The 19,339-nt window shown below is 62.6% G+C and carries 17 protein-coding genes and 1 other RNA gene; 15 read left to right on the top strand and 3 right to left on the bottom strand.

Annotated features, from left to right (window positions below):
- Positions 1–3: 3 nt before the first annotated feature.
- Genes PG898_RS16290 through PG898_RS16280 form a run of 3 tightly spaced genes read right to left on the bottom strand, consistent with a single transcriptional unit; the run spans position 4 to position 2,707 of the window.
- Positions 4–594, bottom strand: a complete 591-nt coding sequence (locus tag PG898_RS16290; protein WP_005331389.1) for a D-sedoheptulose-7-phosphate isomerase — start codon at positions 592–594, stop codon at positions 4–6.
- Positions 595–603: 9 nt separating this feature from the next.
- Positions 604–999 (bottom strand): YraN family protein, encoded by a 396-nt coding sequence (locus PG898_RS16285; protein ID WP_247625382.1) that lies wholly within the window; start codon positions 997–999, stop codon positions 604–606.
- Positions 917–2,707: a penicillin-binding protein activator gene (locus PG898_RS16280; RefSeq protein WP_270824600.1), complete on the bottom strand. Its 1,791-nt coding sequence runs from the start codon at positions 2,705–2,707 to the stop codon at positions 917–919. Before PG898_RS16280 ends, PG898_RS16285 begins: the two co-directional genes overlap by 83 nt.
- Before the next feature lie 199 nt (positions 2,708–2,906).
- Between PG898_RS16280 and rsmI the strand changes: the two genes are divergently transcribed.
- From rsmI to ftsA, 15 genes are all read left to right on the top strand, one after another.
- Positions 2,907–3,740 (top strand): 16S rRNA (cytidine(1402)-2'-O)-methyltransferase, encoded by an 834-nt coding sequence (gene rsmI, locus PG898_RS16275; protein ID WP_268435664.1) that lies wholly within the window; start codon positions 2,907–2,909, stop codon positions 3,738–3,740.
- Positions 3,741–3,801: 61 nt separating this feature from the next.
- Positions 3,802–4,188: RNase P RNA component class A (gene rnpB / locus PG898_RS16270), an RNA gene on the top strand.
- 444 nt (positions 4,189–4,632) lie between these two features.
- Positions 4,633–5,091: a division/cell wall cluster transcriptional repressor MraZ gene (gene mraZ / locus PG898_RS16265; protein WP_005332092.1), complete on the top strand. Its 459-nt coding sequence runs from the start codon at positions 4,633–4,635 to the stop codon at positions 5,089–5,091.
- Positions 5,092–6,030, top strand: a complete 939-nt coding sequence (gene rsmH / locus PG898_RS16260; RefSeq protein WP_005332093.1) for a 16S rRNA (cytosine(1402)-N(4))-methyltransferase RsmH — start codon at positions 5,092–5,094, stop codon at positions 6,028–6,030.
- A 3-nt stretch (positions 6,031–6,033) separates the two neighbouring features.
- Positions 6,034–6,348, top strand: a complete 315-nt coding sequence (ftsL, locus tag PG898_RS16255; RefSeq protein ID WP_005332094.1) for a cell division protein FtsL — start codon at positions 6,034–6,036, stop codon at positions 6,346–6,348.
- A complete protein-coding gene (locus PG898_RS16250; RefSeq protein ID WP_042649039.1) occupies positions 6,345–8,111 on the top strand; it encodes a penicillin-binding transpeptidase domain-containing protein in 1,767 nt (588 codons plus the stop codon). Before ftsL ends, PG898_RS16250 begins: the two co-directional genes overlap by 4 nt.
- Before the next feature lie 104 nt (positions 8,112–8,215).
- Complete coding sequence (murE, locus tag PG898_RS16245) at positions 8,216–9,700, top strand: UDP-N-acetylmuramoyl-L-alanyl-D-glutamate--2,6-diaminopimelate ligase (protein ID WP_270824608.1); 1,485 nt, start codon at positions 8,216–8,218, stop codon at positions 9,698–9,700.
- Positions 9,697–11,052 (top strand): UDP-N-acetylmuramoyl-tripeptide--D-alanyl-D-alanine ligase, encoded by a 1,356-nt coding sequence (murF, locus tag PG898_RS16240; protein ID WP_270824599.1) that lies wholly within the window; start codon positions 9,697–9,699, stop codon positions 11,050–11,052. Before murE ends, murF begins: the two co-directional genes overlap by 4 nt.
- Positions 11,046–12,128, top strand: a complete 1,083-nt coding sequence (gene mraY, locus PG898_RS16235; protein ID WP_005332102.1) for a phospho-N-acetylmuramoyl-pentapeptide-transferase — start codon at positions 11,046–11,048, stop codon at positions 12,126–12,128. Before murF ends, mraY begins: the two co-directional genes overlap by 7 nt.
- A 3-nt stretch (positions 12,129–12,131) precedes the next feature.
- Positions 12,132–13,415 carry a UDP-N-acetylmuramoyl-L-alanine--D-glutamate ligase gene (gene murD / locus PG898_RS16230; RefSeq protein WP_042649036.1) on the top strand — a complete coding sequence of 428 codons (1,284 nt, stop codon included), beginning with the start codon at positions 12,132–12,134 and terminating at the stop codon, positions 13,413–13,415.
- A complete protein-coding gene (gene ftsW, locus PG898_RS16225) occupies positions 13,412–14,596 on the top strand; it encodes a cell division protein FtsW (protein WP_042649035.1) in 1,185 nt (394 codons plus the stop codon). Before murD ends, ftsW begins: the two co-directional genes overlap by 4 nt.
- Positions 14,593–15,678 (top strand): undecaprenyldiphospho-muramoylpentapeptide beta-N-acetylglucosaminyltransferase, encoded by a 1,086-nt coding sequence (gene murG, locus PG898_RS16220; RefSeq protein WP_042649034.1) that lies wholly within the window; start codon positions 14,593–14,595, stop codon positions 15,676–15,678. Before ftsW ends, murG begins: the two co-directional genes overlap by 4 nt.
- Before the next feature lie 109 nt (positions 15,679–15,787).
- Positions 15,788–17,242 carry a UDP-N-acetylmuramate--L-alanine ligase gene (gene murC / locus PG898_RS16215; RefSeq protein WP_041204901.1) on the top strand — a complete coding sequence of 485 codons (1,455 nt, stop codon included), beginning with the start codon at positions 15,788–15,790 and terminating at the stop codon, positions 17,240–17,242.
- A 97-nt stretch (positions 17,243–17,339) separates the two neighbouring features.
- Positions 17,340–18,092 (top strand): cell division protein FtsQ/DivIB, encoded by a 753-nt coding sequence (locus PG898_RS16210; protein ID WP_041206795.1) that lies wholly within the window; start codon positions 17,340–17,342, stop codon positions 18,090–18,092.
- On the top strand, positions 18,073–19,332 hold the full coding sequence (ftsA, locus tag PG898_RS16205) for a cell division protein FtsA (RefSeq protein ID WP_025328454.1): 1,260 nt from the start codon (positions 18,073–18,075) through the stop codon (positions 19,330–19,332). Before PG898_RS16210 ends, ftsA begins: the two co-directional genes overlap by 20 nt.
- The last annotated feature ends 7 nt before the right edge of the window (positions 19,333–19,339 follow it).

The raw sequence follows: 19,339 nt of genomic DNA, 5'->3' as shown, positions 1-19,339 counted from the left end.
GTTTCAATCTTCCTGTTGCGGGAAAAGTGTCTGGTCGATGAGATCACAGAGGCAGTGCAGGGTCAACAGATTCACTTCCAGAATGCGAGGGCGGCGGGCGGATGGCACGCGGATCTCCACATCGTTGGGCCCGAGCAGGCCGGCTATCTCGCCACCGTCGCCACCCCCGAGCACTATGATGGTCATGTCGCGGGAGAGTGCCGCCTCGGCGGCCTTGATCAGGCTGCGGCTGTTGCCCGTGGTGGTGAGCACCACCAGGATGTCGCCGGGCTGACCCAGAGCCCTGATCTGCTTGGCATAGACCTCTTCGAAGCCGTGATCGGTGGCGATGGCGCTGATGGTGGCCATGTCGGGGGTCAGAGCCAGGCCGGGCAGGGAGGGGCGTGGCGTCTCGTAGCAGTTGACCAGCTCGGAGATGAACAGCTGTGCCAAGGCCGAGGAGGGGCCATTGCCGCATGCCATGACCTTGTGGCCATTGAGCAGGCAGATGGTCAGCATCTGGGCCGCGGTGTGGATGGCGTCCGGCAGCGCCTCGGCGGCGGCTATCTTGGTCTGGATGCTTTCGGTGTAATTCTCTTTGATGGGATCAGTCATGGGGTCCTCTTAAAAAGCGTTCTGGATCCAGTCTGGCTGGTCGCCCTCGAACGCGATCACATCGAATCGGCAGGCCTGGCTGGCCTCGTTGATGGCATGTTGCTTGAAATAGTGGCGCGCGGCCAGCACGATCTTGTGCTGTTTACGTCGGGTAACCGAGCTGGCGGCTCCGCCATGGCTGGCCCGAGCGCGATATCTGACCTCGACAAACACCAGAGTATCCCCCTGGCGCATGATCAGATCTATTTCACCACCACGGCAGCGGTAGTTGCGGGTCACGGGTTGCAGGCCGCGGGCCTGCAACCAGCGTTCCGCTACTTGCTCAAAGTGCTGTCCCTTGCTCGTCGCTGCCGACGGCAACAGGTTCAACCACTGCTGGTGCAGTTGTGCCAGTAGCCTCTTCATGGGTGGTGTCCTCCAGCTGGGGCACGGCGCTGTCGCTGACCAGCTTGCCATTCTGGTAGGTGGCCCAGTCCAGCATGCGCACTATGTTGCCCTGGGGATCCACGCTCAGCTGGCCGCTCATGCCCGGTTGCTGCATGGCATTGAGCTTGCGCATCTGCGGCAGGTTGCCGGCCAGGCTGACCGCGTCGTAGCCGAGGGCAAACAGGCGCAGCAGGTCACCCTGGGTCTGTGGCCAGAGCAGGGCTATCTGCTCCCGTTGCTGCTCATAGCCTCCCAGCAGCAGCGGCATATCGGAGATGTGCATGCCGTTGAGTTCGGAAGCCACCTCGGTCGCCCCGCTGTCATAGCCTCGCGAGCTGCTGTAGATGGGCAGGCTGCCCATGGGATTGACCGAGATGTCCACATAGGGCTTGATCATCCGGGTCTCCAGGCTGTTGGCCACCACATAGACGGCATCTATGCTGCGCGGCGGCGCATCAGAGAGCTGCACTATCTCCCCGGCCCGGGCGGTGGAACGACCGCTCAAGGCATTCTTGACCATGCCCTGCACCTCGTTGCGCGCCCCGAAGGTGGCGACTACGGGCTTCTCCTGGCTGACGCCGGCCCAGGCCTGCTCGAACGCCTTGATGCTGCTGTAGCCAATCCGGCCTTGCGCCGCGATCAGCAGCGGCTTGCGGTAACCCTGACCATAGAGGTACTGGGCGGCCTGGCTCGCATCGGCGGCGGCGGAGAGGGAGAAGTAGAAGGTGTTGTCGTTGATGATCGGCTTGTCCAGCTCGTTGAGCGCCAGCACCGGCACGGTCGGGCTGGCCTTGAGCAGCTCCTCGACCTGGTCTTTGAGCAGCGGGCCTATGATCATGTTGGCCCCCTCCTGGATCGCCTGCTTGTAGAGATCCCCCATCGCCTTGCCTTGTGTGTCATAGAAGTTCAGGGTGAATTGCCCCTGATTCTCCTTGTAGGACATCAACATGCCGTTGCGGATGGCGGCGCCTTGCGCCTCCAGATTGCCGGAGAGGGGCAGGAAGACGGCGACCTGCTGCAGTGCACCTGTGTCCGTGGTGGCGAGATCCCCGAGGCCAGCCGGCATGTCAGTCTGGGCCGGATGGTTCGGGAAGCTCTGCTTCCAGCCAGCCAGCTGGCGGGCGAGTTGACTCGGCTGGGCGCCGAACTCGTTCACCAGTGCCGCCAGTCGCAGCCAGCCGGTGGTCACGTCGGGGGCCGGTGCCTCTTCCAGCGCCTGCAGGGTGGAGGGGGTCATGCTTTTGAGCAGGGACCAGATCTGCTGGTGGTTGGTGGCCAGCTCATTCTTGGTCAGGTAGGGTTCCAGCAGGATCAGCGACTTGGCCGCACCAAACTTGTTGTTGATGTCCAGTTGCAGCACCACCCGCTGGCGATACCAATCCTTCTGGGTATCGGCATCGAGGGCCACTTCCGGCTTGCCTTCCAGCAGGATCAGGGCCTGATTGGCATTGCCCTGGGCCAGCAGGAGGTGCGCCTGCAGCAGTTGCAGCTGTGCCTGCTGTACCGGGTTGCCGGCCTGCTTCTGCAACTGTTGATACAGGGCGGCGGCCGGTTTGGCCTGGCCGAGCGCCAGATAGCTGCGCGCCGCCATCACCTGCCAGGTGAAGGCCTCAGCCGGTTTGGCGGGATCCACCTGCTCCAGATACCACTGGGCATTCTTGGTCAGATCCGAGAACGCCGACGGCATGCCGGGCTCCGCGGAAGATGGGTTGGGCTCCGACGCACAGGAGGCGAGCAGTACTGCCGCGAGTATGATGCCGAAGAGTCGTGATACACTTAGCTGCTTTGTAACCCGGTTCAAGTTCATTCCCCGACCAGTGTTGAAGTTCTCCATAGTGTAAACGGGCCAATATGGCGACACAATTGTCGGGACACTCGGAGATCCCATGAGTGACACCCCAACCCTGTATATAGTCCCCACTCCCATCGGTAATCTGGCGGATATCACCCAGCGTGCATTGGACATTTTACGCAGCGTCGATCTGGTGGCCGCCGAAGATACCCGGCACTCCGGCATCCTGCTCAGCCATTACCAGATCTCGGTGCCGACCTTCGCCCTGCACGATCACAATGAGCAGCAGAAGGCGGATGTGCTGATCGGCCGGATCAAGGAGGGCAAGAGCGTTGCACTGGTCTCGGATGCGGGCACCCCGCTCATCAGTGACCCCGGCTATCACCTGGTCACCCGCTGTCGCGAGGCTGGGGTCAAGGTGGTGCCGCTGCCGGGCCCTTGCGCCGCCATCACCGCACTCTCTGCCGCAGGTCTGCCCACAGATCGCTTCTCTTTCGAAGGGTTTCTGCCGGCGAAAGCCAAGGGCCGCGACGATCGGCTGCAGGCCGTCATCGAAGACACCCGCTCCCTGGTGTTCTACGAGTCACCGCGCCGGGTGCAGGATACGGTGGAAGCCATCGCTCGCATTCTCGGTGAACGCCAGGTGGTGGTGTGCCGCGAGCTGACCAAGACCTTCGAATCCATCCACGGTCTGCCTGCCTCCGAGATGCTGATCTGGCTTGGGGAAGACGATAATCGCTGCCGTGGCGAAATCGTGCTGGTGGTCGCCGGTGCCAGCAAGGTGGATGAAGATCTGCCCGCCGAGGCTATCCGCACTTTGGGGCTGCTGGTAGCGGAGCTGCCGCTGAAAAAAGCGGCTGCTCTCACCGCCGAGATCCACGGCGTGAAGAAGAATGCCCTCTACAAGTACGGCCTCGAGCACTATTAATTGCCGTAAAGGGGAATTGCCGGTTTACCCCACTGTGTCACGAGGCTATAATCCGCGCCTCGGAGTCGGCTGGGCAATCGCTGCTTCGTCGTTGTGTCCCTCGGGACAGACGGGCGGAGGGGAGGAAAGTCCGGGCTTCATAGGGCAGGGTGCCAGGTAACGCCTGGGAGGCGCGAGCCTACGACCAGTGCAACAGAGAGCAAACCGCCGATGGCCCGCAAGGGATCAGGTAAGGGTGAAAGGGTGCGGTAAGAGCGCACCGCGCGACTGGCAACAGTTCGTGGCACGGTAAACTCCACCCGAAGCAAGACCAAATAGGCCCCTATTGGCGCGGCCCGCGTTGGGGGCGGGTAGGTTGCTTGAGCCAGTGAGCGATTGCTGGCCTAGAGGAATGATTGCTACCCGGGGCAACCCGGTACAGAACCCGGCTTACAGGCCGACTCCGACCTATTCCTGAAGAGCCTTGCGATTTATCGCGAGGCTCTTTTTTATAGCGGTAGAAAATAGCAAAAGATTGGATGGAGATACTGGCCGACATAGAGAGGTATCATAAAAATTACATGTAAATCAATTAATTGCATTTTTGTTTGCATACGATTGTCATGCATTACTGTGTAAAAAGAGGGGAGACTCCAGCATGCGTTACTTCTTTCATATTGTTCATTTTAAAAATGTTCGCAATTAATCCTATGGCCGTTAACACAAATAACTTGTGGAAAATCAACTCATTTAATCTGTAGCCTCCCTGCGCTGCGTCAATATGTTCCCCCTGCCCGAGATCCTTGCTTGAAAAGCCCCTTGCTCGTCCTTAAACTTCATGGTGGAGAAAAGTGGATCAAAGTGGTTTTTATCGGGCGATTTGCCCCCTTAACTCATTTTCAGGGACTGCAATTTGTTGCGTGGCGCTCACGCCATCAGCCTGGACAGCAAAGGGCGACTGGCGATTCCGACCAAATATCGAGATTGGCTGCGCTCCGAGCGCGACGGCCAGCTGGTCTGCACCATCGACATTGCCCACCCCTGTTTGCTGCTTTACCCCCTGAGTGAATGGGAAGAGATAGAGCGCAAGCTCAAGACACTTTCCAGTACCAACCCGGCTGAACGCCGCCTGCAGCGCATGTTGCTCGGACACGCGACCGAGTGCGAACTAGACGGCAATGGCCGTCTGCTGCTGAGCCAGCCACTGCGTAGCCACGCCGGGCTGGACAAGAAGATCATGCTGGTGGGCCAGCTCAACAAGTTTGAGTTGTGGGATGAAGCCCGCTGGCAACAACAGATCAATGACGACATTCTGGGCCTGCCCGAGGACGATTGGGCAAGTTCACCACGACTACAGGACTTTTCTTTATAAATGACCCAAGCCGCTGAACACATCACAGTGCTGTTGCACGAAGCCGTCGAAGGGCTGGCCATCAAGCCGGACGGTATCTACGTCGACGGTACCTTTGGCCGGGGTGGTCACTCTCGTCTCATTCTCCAGCAACTGGGTCCCAACGGCCGGTTGATCGCCATCGACCGGGATCCCCAGGCCATTGCCGAGGCGGCCAAGATCCAGGATCCCCGCTTCGAGATCGTGCACGGTCCCTTCTCCGGCATCACCAGCTACCTGAGCGATCGCGGTTTGCTGGGCAAGGTCGACGGCTTCCTGCTGGATCTGGGAGTCTCTTCCCCCCAACTCGACGACGCCGAGCGCGGTTTCAGCTTCATGAAAGACGGCCCCCTCGACATGCGCATGGACCCGACCACGGGCCAGAGTGCCGCGCAGTGGCTGGCTCGCGCCGATGTGGATGACATCGCCTGGGTGCTGAAGACCTTCGGCGAGGAGCGCTTTGCCAAGAAGATTGCCCGCGCCATCGTCCATGATCGGGTGACCGAGCCCTACGTGCGCACCCGTCAGCTGGCGGAGATGATTGCCCGTGTCAATCCGAGCAAGGAGAAGGGCAAGCATGCGGCAACCCGAAGCTTCCAGGCCATCCGCATCTACATCAACAGCGAGCTGGACGAGATCGAGACTGCGCTGAACGGTGCGTTGCAGGCGCTGGCGACCGATGGTCGTCTCTCCGTCATCAGCTTCCACTCCCTGGAAGACCGGCTGGTGAAGCACTTCATTCGCAAGCACGAGAAGGGGCCGGAAGTGCCCCATGGCATCCCGTTGACCGAGGCTCAGCTGGCCGGTGGCCGCAAGTTGAAGTCGGTCGGCAAGGCGCTCAAACCTTCCGAACATGAAGTCACCGAAAACAGCCGGTCTCGCAGCTCGGTGCTGCGAGTCGCCCAGCGCCTGGCGGATTGAGTCATGAGTGAGGTACGGATTCATCTGTCCAGGGAGATCATCAGCGATCTCTGGCGCCACAAGCTGCAGGTCGTGTTGACCCTGGCCGTACTGATCACCGCCTTTGCGGTGATCCTGGTGACCAACATGACTCGTGGGTTGACGGCCAAGCAGAATGACCTGATGGCGGAAGAGGACAGGCTCAACATCGAGTGGCGGCACCTGCTGCTGGAGCAGGGTACCTTGGCCGAACACTCCCGGGTGGCGAGTCTGGCCATGGATAAATTGCAGATGGCTCGCCCGTTGGTGACCACCGAAAAGGTAATTACACAACCATGACACGCAAGGCCGCCACCAAGGCTCCGGCAAAGGACAAAGCCAAGGTTAAAGCACCGTCACTCTACCCGTGGCGCTTTCGCACGCTGGTGTTTTTCATCGGCATCGCGTTTGCGGGGCTGATCTTGCGGCTGGCCTGGATCCAGGTGATAGACCCGGACAGACTGCGCCAGGAGGGGGACATGCGCTCCCTGCGTACCACCTCCACCCAGGCGGTGCGTGGCATGATCACCGACCGCAACGGCGAGCAGCTGGCGGTCTCGGTGCCGGTCGAGGCGGTCTGGGCCGATCCCAAGACGGTGCATGAGTCCGGTGCCATCCACAACGAACGCGCCTGGCTGGCGCTCTCCGCCGTGCTCAAGCTCGACATCAACACCCTCAAGCACCGCATCTCCAACCCCAGCAAGCGCTTCGTCTATCTGCAGCGTCAGGTGACTCCTGCCGTAGCGGAATACATCAAAGGTTTGAAGCTGGGGGGCATCTACCTGCGCCCCGAGGCGCGCCGTTTCTATCCGACCGGCGAGATCAGCGCCCACCTGGTGGGGGTAACCAACATCGACGGCAGCGGCATCGAGGGGATAGAGCGCAGCTACAACGAATGGCTGACCGCGACCCCGGGCGAGATGCGGGTGCGCAAGGACAGGCAGGGCAGGGTCATCGAGCGACTCGGCCTGGTCAAGGAGGGCAAGCACGCCAACGATCTGCAGCTCAGTATCGATCAGCGGGTGCAGGCGCTGGCCTACCGTGCCCTCAAGCGCGCCACCGACGAGAACAAGGCGACCTCCGGCTCCATGGTGATGCTGGATGTCAAGACGGGCGAAGTGCTCGCCATGGTCAACACCCCCTCCTACAACCCGAACAACCGGGGCCAGTACCAGAGCTTCCGGGTGCGCAACCGGGTGGTGACCGACACCTACGAGCCGGGTTCGACCGTCAAGCCCCTGATCCTGCTCAGTGCCCTGCAGGCGGGTGTCACCAGCTGGAAGGACACCATACCCGGTGGTCCCCTGTTCATCGGGGCAAAGCAGATCCGCGACGTGAGCATTCACAAGGCGACCAACCTGTACGACATACTGCGCTACTCCTCCAACATCGGCATGTCGCGGATCGCGCTGCGGATGCCGGCCCAGGAGATGATCAATACCCTCAGCATGGTTGGCTTCGGGATGGATACCGGTAGCGGCCTGATGGGAGAGAGCGGTGGCATGCTGCCCCAGCGCCGCCGTTGGTCCGACATCGAGCGGGCGACCCTGTCGTTCGGCTATGGCCTGCGGGTCACCCCGCTGCAGCTGGCTTCTGCCTATGCCACCCTGGCCAACAAGGGCAAGCGGGTGCCGCTCTCCATCATCAAGGTGACCACGCCGCCCAAGGGTGAGCAGGTCATCGACCATAACAACGCCACAGCCATGCTGCAGGCGCTGGAGTACGTGGTCAGCAATGCCATTCCCAAGGCGCAGATCCCGGGTTATCGGGTCGGTGGCAAGAGTGGGACCGCCAAGGTCGCCGTCGCCGGTGGCTACGGCAAGGATTACATGGCCTGGTTTGCCGGCTTCGCACCGGCCAGCAACCCCCGCTTCGTCATGGTGGTGGTGATCAACGAGCCCAAGGGCGATGCCTATTACGGTGGTGCCGTGGCGACCCCGCCATTCGCCGAGGCCATGGGTGGCGTGCTGCAGCTCTTCAATATTCGCCCCGACGCCATCCCCCCTGAGGTGCCGGCGAAGCTTGCCCGTACGGAGACCGCCAATGGCGCACCTCGTACCTGACAGGCATCCGCGTTTCTATGTCGACCCCGCGACTGTCGGGGTGTTTTCCATGGCGCCCCGTCCCCTGAGCGCCTGCATTCCTGTCCATTCGGAGGCTTCCCATGTTGCCGCCCCGCGCACTTGATCAACTCATGAGCCATTTCGGCATCACTGCCCCGGCGCTTCCCCTCACCGACATCCAGCTCGACAGCCGGCGAGTCGGGCCCGGTTCTCTCTTCGTGGCAATCCGGGGCCACCAGATGGATGGCAGGCGTTTCATCGAACAGGCGGTGGCTCAGGGAGCGACCGCCGTCCTGTTTGAGGAGGATGGGGAATTCGTTGCACCCGTCACTTCCATCCCCTGTTTCGGGCTCAAGGATCTGCCCGCTCGCCTCTCCGAACTGGCTGGCCATTTCTATGACCACCCGGCGCAGCAACTGCAACTGGTGGGCATCACTGGCACCAACGGCAAGAGCACCACGGCCCTGCTGGTCGCCAACTGGCGCACCCTGCTGGGAGGCAAGGCCGGGGTGATGGGTACCATAGGCAACGGCCTGTTTGGCAATCTGATCGAAGCGGAAAACACCACAGGCAGCGCCGTCCAGGTACAGGCCAATCTGGCGGCGCTGCAACAGCAGGGAGCCGATCTGGTGGCGATGGAGGTCTCCAGCCATGGTCTGGTGCAGCATCGCGTTGCCGCTCTGCCGTTTTCCGCGGCTGTGTTCACCAACCTGAGCCGTGATCACCTGGATTATCACGGCACCATGGAGGCCTATGGTGCCGCCAAGGAAGAGTTGCTGAAACTGGTGGACGAGCCCTGCGCCGTCATCAATGCCGACGACCGTCTGGGGCGCCAGTGGCTGGCAGCCTACCCCGGCGCGGTAGCCTTCGGCGTGCATGGCCCGATTGAAAACCATGCCGGGCGACAGTTGACGGCGCAGGACCCCCATTTCCACCAACAAGGATTTGACACGCGCATTAACTCCAGCTGGGGGAATGGTGTATTATCCGCCCCCTTGCTCGGCCGCTTCAACGTCAGCAATGTGTTGGCCGCCATGGGCGCCATGCTGGTACTGGGTTATGACTTCGATGCACTGTTGGCCAGCGCCCCGAAACTGCAACCAGTGACCGGTCGTATGGAGTGCTTCGGCGGTGGCAAGGCGCCGCTGGCGGTGGTCGATTATGCCCATACCCCGGATGCGCTGGAGAAGGCATTGCAGGCCCTGCGGGTGCACTGCGAAGGCCGGCTCTGGTGTCTGGTGGGCTGTGGTGGCGACCGGGATCGCGGCAAGCGGCCCATGATGGCCGCCATGGCGGAGCAACATGCGGACTGCGTGATCCTGACCGACGACAATCCCCGTACCGAGGCGCCGGAGCAGATAATGGCGGACATGGTGGCGGGCCTTCGCGATCCCGGTCTGGTGCAGATCGAGCACGACAGGGTCAAGGCAATCCAGCTGGCGCTGAGCCAGGCGAGCAAGCAGGACATCATCCTGGTGGCCGGTAAGGGCCACGAGGATTATCAGATCATTGGAACCGACAAGCGGCACTACAGCGATCGGGAAACCGTCGCGGCCGCGTTGCACACATTAATGGAGTCATTCACATGATGACCCTCAGGCTTGCCGACCTGGCGCAGGTGCTCGATGCCCGTCTGATCGGTGGCGATCACGAGATCACGGCAGTCAGTACCGACACCCGCACTCTGGGCAAGGGGGCGCTGTTCGTCGCGCTGCGTGGCGAGCGTTTCGACGCCCACGATTTTTGCGACCAGGCCCTTCAGGCAGGGGCCTCTGCCCTGCTGGTGGAGCGCGAGCTGCCGCTGGCCATTCCGCAACTGGTGGTGGCCGATACCCTCAAGGGGCTGGGTCGCCTCGGCAAGCTGGTGCGCGAGCGGATCAACCCGAAAGTGCTGGCCATCACCGGCAGTTGTGGCAAGACCACGGTGAAGGAGATGGCGACCGCCATCCTGCGCCAGGAAGGGGAGGTGCTGGCCACCGCCGGCAACTTCAACAACGAGGTGGGGGTGCCGCTCACCCTGCTGCGCCTCGAGGCGCAGCACCAGTTTGCGGTGATGGAGCTGGGTGCCAACCACCCGGGGGAGATCGCCTGGACCACGTCGCTGGCCCAACCCGATGCCGCCATCATCAACAACGTGGCCGCCGCCCATCTGGAGGGGTTCGGCTCCCTGGAAGGGGTGTTCCACGCCAAGAGCGAAATTTTTGAGGGTCTGAGCGAGGGTGGCACCGCCATCGTCAATGCCGACAACGAGTTCTGGCCGAAGTGGCAGGCGAAGGGCATTCATTGCGCCTTCTCCCTCGAGGATCAGAGCCAGCCGTTCCACGCCCGTGACATCGTACTCAACGGGCATGGCTGCGCCGAATTCGTGATGGTGACCCCTCAGGGGGAATTGACCCTGACCCTGGCCATCCCGGGCCGCCACAACGTGGCCAACGCCCTGGCTGCCGCTGCCGGTACCCTGGCGCTGGGCGCCTCGCTCGCCTCGGTCAAGGCCGGGCTGGAGCAGATGGCACCGGTCAAGGGCCGCTTCTGCGTGCAACGCTGGGGTGGCCTCACCCTGGTGGATGACACCTACAACGCCAGCGTGGAGTCCGTGCTGGCGGGCATCGATGCCCTGACCGCCATGGGTGGCTACAAGGTGCTGGTGTTTGGTGACATGAAGGAGTTGGGGGAGGAGTCCGAGGCCCAGCACGCCCGGGTCGGACACCACGCCCGCGAACAGAGCCTCGACGCCGTGCTGACGGTAGGGGAACAGAGTCGTCACACCGCAGATGCCGCGGCGGGTCGACATTTCGATAACAAGGCGTCGTTGTTTGAAGTGCTTGCGCAAATGATAAATACACATCAAGAAATCTCGATCCTGGTCAAGGGTGCTCGCGGGTCCCGCATGGAAGATATCGTCAAGATGGTCGTTGACCGTCAGGAGTCAGCCACATGCTAGTCTGGCTGGCGGAACTGCTCACCCCGCACTTCACCTTCTTCAACGTCTTCTCCTACCTGACGTTCCGCGCCATCCTGTCGATCATCACCGGTCTGGTGGTGGCGCTCTGGATGGGGCCGCGCCTCATCCGTCGCCTGCAGATCCTGAAATTCGGTCAGGTGATCCGCAACGACGGCCCTGAGTCACACCTCAGCAAGAAGGGCACCCCGACCATGGGGGGGCTGATGATCATTGCGGCCATCTTCATCTCCGTGCTGCTCTGGAGCCGCCTCGACAATCCCTATGTCTGGCTGGTGCTGTTCGTGCTCGGTGCCTACGGCGCCATCGGCTTTGCCGACGACTACCTCAAGGTGGTGCGCAAGAACACCGACGGCCTGATCGCCCGCTGGAAGTACTTCTGGCAATCCGCCGTTGCCCTGGCCGTGGCGGTGTTCCTCTATGCCACCGCGACCCATGACGGCCAGACCCAGCTGGTGGTGCCCTTCCTCAAGGATGTGATGCCGCAGCTTGGCCTGATGTTCATCGTGCTGACCTATTTCGTCATCGTCGGTACCTCCAACGCGGTCAACCTGACCGACGGCCTGGATGGGCTGGCCATCATGCCGACCGTGATGGTGGCGGGGGGCTTCGCCTTTGTCGCCTGGGCCACCGGCAACGTGAACTTCGCGAACTACCTGCACATTCCCTACGTGCCCTACACCTCCGAGCTGGTGATCGTCTGTACCGCCATCGTCGGGGCGGGTCTGGGGTTCCTCTGGTTCAACACCTATCCGGCCCAGGTCTTCATGGGGGACGTCGGCTCCCTGGCGCTGGGCGGCGCGCTCGGCACCATCGCCGTGCTGGTGCGTCAGGAGTTCCTGCTGGTGATCATGGGGGGCGTCTTCGTGATGGAAACCGTCTCGGTGATCCTGCAGGTGGGGTCCTACAAGCTGCGCGGCGTGCGCATCTTCCGCATGGCGCCCATCCATCACCACTATGAGAAGAAGGGCTGGCCGGAGCCGCGCGTCATCGTGCGCTTCTGGATCATCACCCTCATGCTGGTGCTGCTCGGCCTCGCCACCCTGAAGGTGAGGTAAGCCATGGTCATCATCATCGGACTCGGCAAAACCGGACTTTCCTGCGTCGACTACTTCCTCGGTCGTGGTGTCACGCCCCTGGTGATGGATACCCGCGCCAATCCGCCTGGCAAGGAGCAACTTCCCCCCGAGGTGGAGCTCGTTCACGGGCTGGACGGCGATCTGCTCAAGCAGGCGCACATGATAGTGGCTAGTCCGGGTATCGCCCTGGCGACCCCCGAACTGAAAGCCGCAGCGGAGTTCGGGGTGCGCATCGTCGGCGACATCGAACTGTTCGTGCGCGAGACCCAGACCCCCGTCATCGCCATCACCGGCTCCAACGGCAAGAGCACCGTCACCACCCTGGTCGGCGAGATGATCGCCGAGGCCGGCCTCAAGGTGGGCGTGGGTGGCAACATCGGCACCCCGGCGCTCGAGCTGCTCAAGCAGCCCATGGATCTCTGCGTGCTGGAGCTCTCCAGCTTCCAGCTCGAGACCACCTACAGCCTGCGTGCCGCGGCGTCCGTGGTGCTGAACCTCTCCGAGGATCACATGGATCGCTATGAGGGCATGGCGGATTACCGCGCCGCCAAGCAGGAGATCCATCAGCACTCCCAGCACATCCTGGTCAACCGGGACGATCCTCAGACCCTGCCCGACGTGGGTCAGGTGTGGCAGAGCTTCGGGCTCGATTGCAACGGCTATGGTCGCTGCGAGCTGGATGGCCGCCACTGGCTGACCCTGCACGGGGAGCCGCTGCTCGCCGTGGACGAGATGAAGATAGTCGGCGCCCACAATCAGGCCAACGCCCTGGCGGCCATGGCTCTGTGCGATGCGGTCGGCATTCCCCGTGAGCCGCAACTCGCCGTGCTGCGCCGCTTCGAAGGCCTGCCCCACCGTGCCCGCTTCGTGCGGGAGGTAAACGGGGTGCGCTGGATCAACGACTCCAAGGCCACCAATGTGGGGGCCACCCTGGCCGCCGTGGCCGGCGTGCGTGAATCGGTGAAGGGCCGGCTGCTGCTACTGGCTGGCGGCCAAGGCAAGGGCCAGGATTTCGGTCCGGTGCAGGCGCTGCTCGGCAACCAGATCGATCACATGTATTGCTTCGGCCAGGATGCGGACATCCTGCTCGCGCTGGGTGAGCAGACTGAGAAGGTCGCCTCCATCGACGCCGCCGTGGCCAAGGCCGCAGTCGACGCCAGGCCCGGTGACTGGGTGCTGCTGGCGCCGGCCTGTGCCAGCCTGGATCAGTTCACGTCTTTCGAAGCGCGCGGTGATCGTTTCACCGAACTGGTGATGACGCTATGAACGCCCTTCGCGTCGTCGCAGGCTTTTTGCAGCGCTGGCTGTTGCCTGCGCGCCCTGCCGGCCTCTACGACAGGCAGCTGGTGGTGCTGGCGCTGGCGTTGATGTCGGTCGGGTTGGTGATCGTGGCCTCCGCCTCCATCCCCGAAGGGATAGCCCTCGGCGATGACCCCTTCATGTTCGTGAAGCGTCACGGGATGTTTCTGGTGATGGCGCTTGGCATCTCCTGGTTCGTGCTGCAGGTGCCCATGGCGCGCTGGCAGCAGTACAACGGCCCCATGCTGCTGCTGGCCATCGTGCTGCTGGTGATGGTGTTGCTGGTGGGCCGCAGCGTCAACGGTTCGGTGCGTTGGCTGCCGCTTGGCCCCTTCAACCTGCAGCCGGCCGAGTTCGGCAAGCTGGCGCTGTTCGTCTATCTGGCGGGTTATCTGGTGCGCCGTCAGAGTGAGGTGCGCGAGCGCTTCATCGGTTTCATGAAACCCATGGCGGTGCTGTTCGTGGTGGCCATCCTGCTGCTGGCCCAGCCCGACCTCGGCTCCGTGGTGGTGATGTTCGTCACCTCCCTCGGCATGCTGTTCTTGGCGGGGGCCCGCATGGTGCAGTTCATCGGTCTTATCCTGGTGGGGGTGAGCGCCGTGGTGACCCTGATCATCGCCGAGCCCTACCGGATGCGGCGGGTCACCTCTTTCCTGGATCCCTGGGCCGATCCGTTCGGCAGCGGCTACCAGCTGACCCAGTCCCTGATGGCGTTCGGTCGTGGCAGCTGGTTTGGCGAGGGGCTCGGCAATTCCATCCAGAAGATGGAGTACCTGCCGGAGGCCCACACCGACTTCGTGTTTGCCATCCTGGGCGAGGAGCTGGGGTATGTGGGCGTACTGGGTGCGCTCTTCCTCATCTTTGCGCTGGCGGTGAAGGCGCTCAAGCTCGGTCATCAGGCGCTGGTATCAGAGCGCCTGTATGAAGGCTATCTGGCCATCGGCATCGGCATCTGGTTCAGCTTCCAGACCTTCGTCAACGTCGGCGCCGCCAGCGGCATGATGCCGACCAAGGGCCTGACCCTGCCGCTGGTCAGCTACGGCGGCTCCAGTCTCATCATCATGATGGTGGCGGTGAGCATGTTGATTCGTATCGATTTCGAGTTGCGCCAGGCCAGTGCCCAGGCGCGCGTGCGGGAGGTTGCGTGAGCAAAACGTTACTGGTGATGGCGGGCGGTACCGGGGGCCATGTGTTCCCCGGGCTGGCCGTGGCCGATCGCCTCAAGGCACAGGGCTGGACCATTCACTGGCTCGGTACCGCCGACCGGATGGAGGCCGAGCTGGTGCCCGCCCATGGCTACCCCATCTCCTTCATCGACATCCAGGGGGTGCGTGGCAACGGCATCAAGCGGCTGCTGGCGGCGCCCTACCGGATCGTCAAATCCGTGCTGCAGGCCCGCCAGGTGATCAAGACCATCCAGCCCGACGTCGTGCTCGGCATGGGGGGCTTCGCCTCCGGTCCGGGTGGTGTTGCCGCCTGGCTCTCCGGCATTCCGCTGCTGCTGCACGAGCAGAACGCGGCGGCCGGCATGACCAACAAGCTGCTGGCGCGCCTTGCCAAGCGGGTGCTGATGGCCTTCCCCGGCGCCTTCGCCCCCAATGCCCGTACCGCCGTGGTGGGCAATCCGGTGCGCCCCGAAGTGGTGGCCCTGCCGGATCCCCAGTTGCGCAGCAGCAGCGAGCCGCTGCGCCTGCTGATCGTCGGCGGTAGCCTGGGGGCCCGGGTGCTCAACGAACAGGTGCCGCCAGCGGTCGCGGCCGCCGGTGTGCCCATCGCAGTGCGCCACCAGTGCGGCAAGGGCAACCGGGAGGCTGTCGCGCAGGCCTATGCCGTGCAGGGCGTCGAGGCCGAGGTGAGCGAGTTTATCAAGGACATGGCCGATGCCTACGCCTGGGCCGACCTGGTGGTGTGCCGGGCGGGGGCGCTGACCGTCTCCGAAGTGGCTGCCGCTGGTGTGGCCGCCATCTTCGTGCCGCTGCCCCATGCTGTGGATGATCACCAGACCCGCAACGCCCTGACCCTGGTCGATGGCGGGGCTGCGGAGTTCCTGCCCCAATCAGAGCTGACCCCGGCCTCCCTGGCGGCGCGTCTCTCCTGGCTCGCCGGGCGCAGGGAAACCTTGTTGAACATGGCCCAGGCCGCGCGCCGCGTCGCCATCATCGATGCCGCCGAGCGGGTGGCCGATGAGTGCAAGCGGCTCGCCACCGGGCAGAATGAGAAAGCATGTTGAGCAAGATTGCACAGGCCAGGCCGTGCAGTCTTGTCCCCGTATATATTGATGCCGCCGAGCAGGTTGCCGATGTGGGCAAGCGGCTGGCGGCAGACATGAAGAGAGAGCTATGACCAAGGTTGAACTGGCAAAACTGCGTACCGTAATCCCCGAAATGCGCCGCGTGCGTCGCATCCACTTCATCGGCATAGGTGGTGCCGGCATGGGGGGGATCGCCGAGGTGCTTGCCAACGAGGGCTATCAGATTTCCGGCTCCGATCTGTCCCGCAATGCGGTGACCGAACGGCTCGCATCCCTGGGGGCTCATATCTTCGTGGGACACAGTGCCGAGCACGTGAACGAGGCGAGCGTGGTGGTGGTGTCCACCGCCATCAAGCAGGACAACCCCGAGTTGCTGGCCGCCCGCGAGCTGCGCATTCCCGTGGTGCGCCGTGCCGAGATGCTGGCCGAGCTGATGCGCTTCCGCCACGGAGTTGCCGTCGCCGGCACTCACGGCAAGACCACCACTACCAGTCTGGTGGCGAGCATCTATGCCGAAGCCGATCGCGACCCGACCTTCGTCATCGGCGGTCTGCTCAACAGCGCCGGCACCAACGCCCGCCTGGGCAGCAGCCGCTATCTGATCGCCGAAGCGGACGAGAGCGATGCCTCTTTCCTGCATCTGCAACCCATGGTTTCCATCGTGACCAACATCGAAGCGGATCACATGGACACCTATGGCGGCGACTTCTCCAGGCTCAAAGCCACCTTCATCGACTTCCTGCACAACTTGCCGTTCTACGGCCTGGCCGTGGTGTGCGTGGATGATCCCGTGATCCGTGGCATGCTGCCGGAGATCGCCCGTCCGACCCTGACCTACGGCCTCAGTGAGGATGCCGATGTGCAGGTGCTGGACTTCGTGCAGACCAGCAACCGCAGTCGCTTCCGGGTGCGCCGCAAGGATGCCGGCGAGCTGACCGTCACCCTGAATCTGCCGGGCATCCACAATGCGCTCAACGCCGCCGCTGCCATCGCGGTTGCGACCGAAGACGGCATTGGTGACGAGGCCATCATCCAGGCGCTCGCCAAGTTTGAAGGTGTGGGCCGCCGCTTCCAGCAATATGGCGAGTTCGAGACCGGCCGTGGCAAGGCCATGCTGGTGGATGACTACGGTCACCACCCGAGCGAGGTCAAGGTGACCATCAATGCCGCTCGCGCCGGCTGGCCCGAGAAGCGACTGGTCATGGTGTTCCAGCCACACCGTTACAGCCGGACCCGGGATCTCTACGAAGATTTCGCCGACGTGCTCTCCAAGGTGGATGTGCTGGTGATGCTGGAGGTGTATGCCGCCGGTGAAGAGCCTATTCCGGGTGCCGATGGCCGTGCCCTGTGTCGCTCCATCCGCTCTCGCGGCACCCTGGAACCCATCTTTGTCGCAACGCCTGACGATGTGCCGGCGGTGCTGGCCGACCTGATTGGCGAGGGGGATCTGGTGCTGACTCAGGGCGCCGGTAACGTCGGGGCACTGGCCCGCCGTCTCGGTGAGATGAAATTGAGCGTAGATAGCATGAAATCCGGTGCCTGAGGGCCCAATGAGTATTTTGACCGCCAAGCCGGGGCCTATATAATGGCGAACCGGTCTGCAAGTGGCCGGCATGGCGCGTTATACGGGGATCGATCGGGTGGAGGCAAGGGCACAAGGGCGCACCAAGGGGGGCTTCATCGCCGGGGTGGCATTTTTCATCCTGGTCATGTGGGGGCTCTACCAGACTGCGCTGGATGTTAAAGACTGGCTGACGGATGCCAGTCGGTTGCCCATGAGCGAGCTGTTGCTGCAGGGGCAACACGAATATTTGAAAGCCGATGAGTTGCGCGCGGCCGTGCTGGATGGCGCCGAGTTGCGCAACTTCTTCGAGTTGGACGTGAACGAATTGCAGGGGCGTTTGAACGCCCTGCCTTGGGTGGCCCAGGTCTCGGTACGCAAGAAGTGGCCGAACAAGATCAAGGTCTACCTCACCGAACAGGATGTGGCGGCACGCTGGAACGGCAACCGCTTCGTCAACACCAAGGGTGAGGTGTTCAGTGCGCCGGACAGGGTGAAGAAACCCCTGATGCAGTTGTCCGGGCCCGATGATCAGGCCGCCAAGGTGCTGGAAGCCAGCCATCAGTACGAGACGCTGCTGGCGGCCAGGGGATACAAGTTGTTGGGGGTGAATCTGACCCCCCGCCATGCCTGGGAACTGACCCTGGATGGCAACATTCAGCTGTTCGTGGGGCGCTCGGATATCGCGCTTCGCCTGCAGCGGTTTATCGATGCCTTTCCGGTCATCGAACCCCGTGAGCGGGTTGCTTACGTGGATCTTCGATACGACACCGGAATGGCGGTTGGCTGGAAGAAGAACGAAGAGAAAGTGAATGACCAACACCGCAGATAGAAATTTGATTGTCGGACTGGATATCGGCACGACCAAGGTGGCGGTACTGGTTGGCGAAGTATTGCCCGATGGCGAGCTCAATGTCATCGGCATGGGCAGCCACGCTTCTCGCGGGATGGAGAAGGGCGGGGTCAATGATCTCGACTCCGTGGTCAAGTCCCTGCGCCGCGCGGTGGAAGAAGCCGAGATGATGGCCGACTGCCAGATCAGCTCCGTCTATCTGGGGCTGTCCGGCAAGCACATCGATTGCCGCAACGAGACCGGCATGGTGCCCATCTCCGACGAAGAGGTGACCCAGGAGGACGTGGACAACGTCATCCACACCGCCAAGTCGGTACGACTGTCCGATGAGCTGCGGGTGCTGCACGTGCTGCCTCAGGAGTTTGCCATCGACTATCAGGAAGGGATCAAGAATCCGGTTGGTCTCTCCGGCGTGCGGATGGCGGCCAAGGTGCACCTGATCACCTGCCACAACGACATGGCTCGCAACATCGAGAAATGTGTGGAGAAGGTGGGTTTGCGGGTGGATCAGCTGATCTTTTCGGCCCTGGCTTCCAGCTATGCCGTGCTGACCGAAGACGAGAAGGAGCTGGGTGTCTGCGTGGTGGACATCGGTGGCGGGACCATGGACATGTCGCTGTTTACCGGCGGCGCCCTGCGCCACACCAAGGTGATCCCGTATGCTGGCAGCACTGTGACCAGCGACATCGCCTACGCCTTTGGCACACCGCCACTGGACGCGGAAGCGATCAAGGTGCGCTACGGTTGCGCCCTCGGCCGCCTGGTCAGCAAGGAAGACAATATTGAAGTCCCCAGTGTCGGCGGTCGCCCGGCGCGCAGCCTGCAACGGCAGACACTGGCTGAAGTGATTGAACCCCGCTACACGGAATTGCTCTCCATGGTGAATGACGAGCTGGTACGGGTGCAGAGCGAATTGAAGGCACAGGGGGTCAAGCATCAGCTGGCGGCCGGTGTGGTATTGACCGGTGGCGCTGCCCAGATCGAAGGCATTGTGGAGTGCGCAGAGCAGATCTTCCAGAGCCAGGTCCGGGTGGGCGAACCCATGAACATTCGGGGATTGAGCGATTACGTGCAGGCACCTGTGTACTCGACTGCGGTCGGGCTACTGCAGTACGGCCGTACCAATCAATCCACCGGCAGTAGCAAGGAATATGCCGCCAAGGCAAGCGTAGGTGGGCTGGTCAAACGGGTCAGCAACTGGTTGCGTGGCGAGTTCTAAAGATTTT

It is taken from the genome of Aeromonas sp. QDB31 (assembly GCF_027707605.1).
Taxonomy (GTDB): Bacteria; Pseudomonadota; Gammaproteobacteria; order Enterobacterales; family Aeromonadaceae; genus Aeromonas; species Aeromonas media.
Note: the sequence above shows the minus strand (reverse complement) of the source record. Positions and strands in the feature narration are given on the sequence as shown.

What these genes read in the sequence shown, in the direction of transcription:
- PG898_RS16290 (WP_005331389.1), bottom strand. Translation starts at nt 594, where the DNA reads ATGACTGATCCCATCAAAGAGAATTACACCGAAAGCATCCAGACCAAG.
- PG898_RS16285 (WP_247625382.1), bottom strand. Translation starts at nt 999, where the DNA reads ATGAAGAGGCTACTGGCACAACTGCACCAGCAGTGGTTGAACCTGTTG.
- PG898_RS16280 (WP_270824600.1), bottom strand. Translation starts at nt 2,707, where the DNA reads ATGCCGTCGGCGTTCTCGGATCTGACCAAGAATGCCCAGTGGTATCTG.
- rsmI (WP_268435664.1), top strand. Translation starts at nt 2,907, where the DNA reads ATGAGTGACACCCCAACCCTGTATATAGTCCCCACTCCCATCGGTAAT.
- rsmH (WP_005332093.1), top strand. Translation starts at nt 5,092, where the DNA reads ATGACCCAAGCCGCTGAACACATCACAGTGCTGTTGCACGAAGCCGTC.
- ftsL (WP_005332094.1), top strand. Translation starts at nt 6,034, where the DNA reads ATGAGTGAGGTACGGATTCATCTGTCCAGGGAGATCATCAGCGATCTC.
- PG898_RS16250 (WP_042649039.1), top strand. Translation starts at nt 6,345, where the DNA reads ATGACACGCAAGGCCGCCACCAAGGCTCCGGCAAAGGACAAAGCCAAG.
- murF (WP_270824599.1), top strand. Translation starts at nt 9,697, where the DNA reads ATGATGACCCTCAGGCTTGCCGACCTGGCGCAGGTGCTCGATGCCCGT.
- mraY (WP_005332102.1), top strand. Translation starts at nt 11,046, where the DNA reads ATGCTAGTCTGGCTGGCGGAACTGCTCACCCCGCACTTCACCTTCTTC.
- murD (WP_042649036.1), top strand. Translation starts at nt 12,132, where the DNA reads ATGGTCATCATCATCGGACTCGGCAAAACCGGACTTTCCTGCGTCGAC.
- ftsW (WP_042649035.1), top strand. Translation starts at nt 13,412, where the DNA reads ATGAACGCCCTTCGCGTCGTCGCAGGCTTTTTGCAGCGCTGGCTGTTG.
- murC (WP_041204901.1), top strand. Translation starts at nt 15,788, where the DNA reads ATGACCAAGGTTGAACTGGCAAAACTGCGTACCGTAATCCCCGAAATG.
- ftsA (WP_025328454.1), top strand. Translation starts at nt 18,073, where the DNA reads ATGACCAACACCGCAGATAGAAATTTGATTGTCGGACTGGATATCGGC.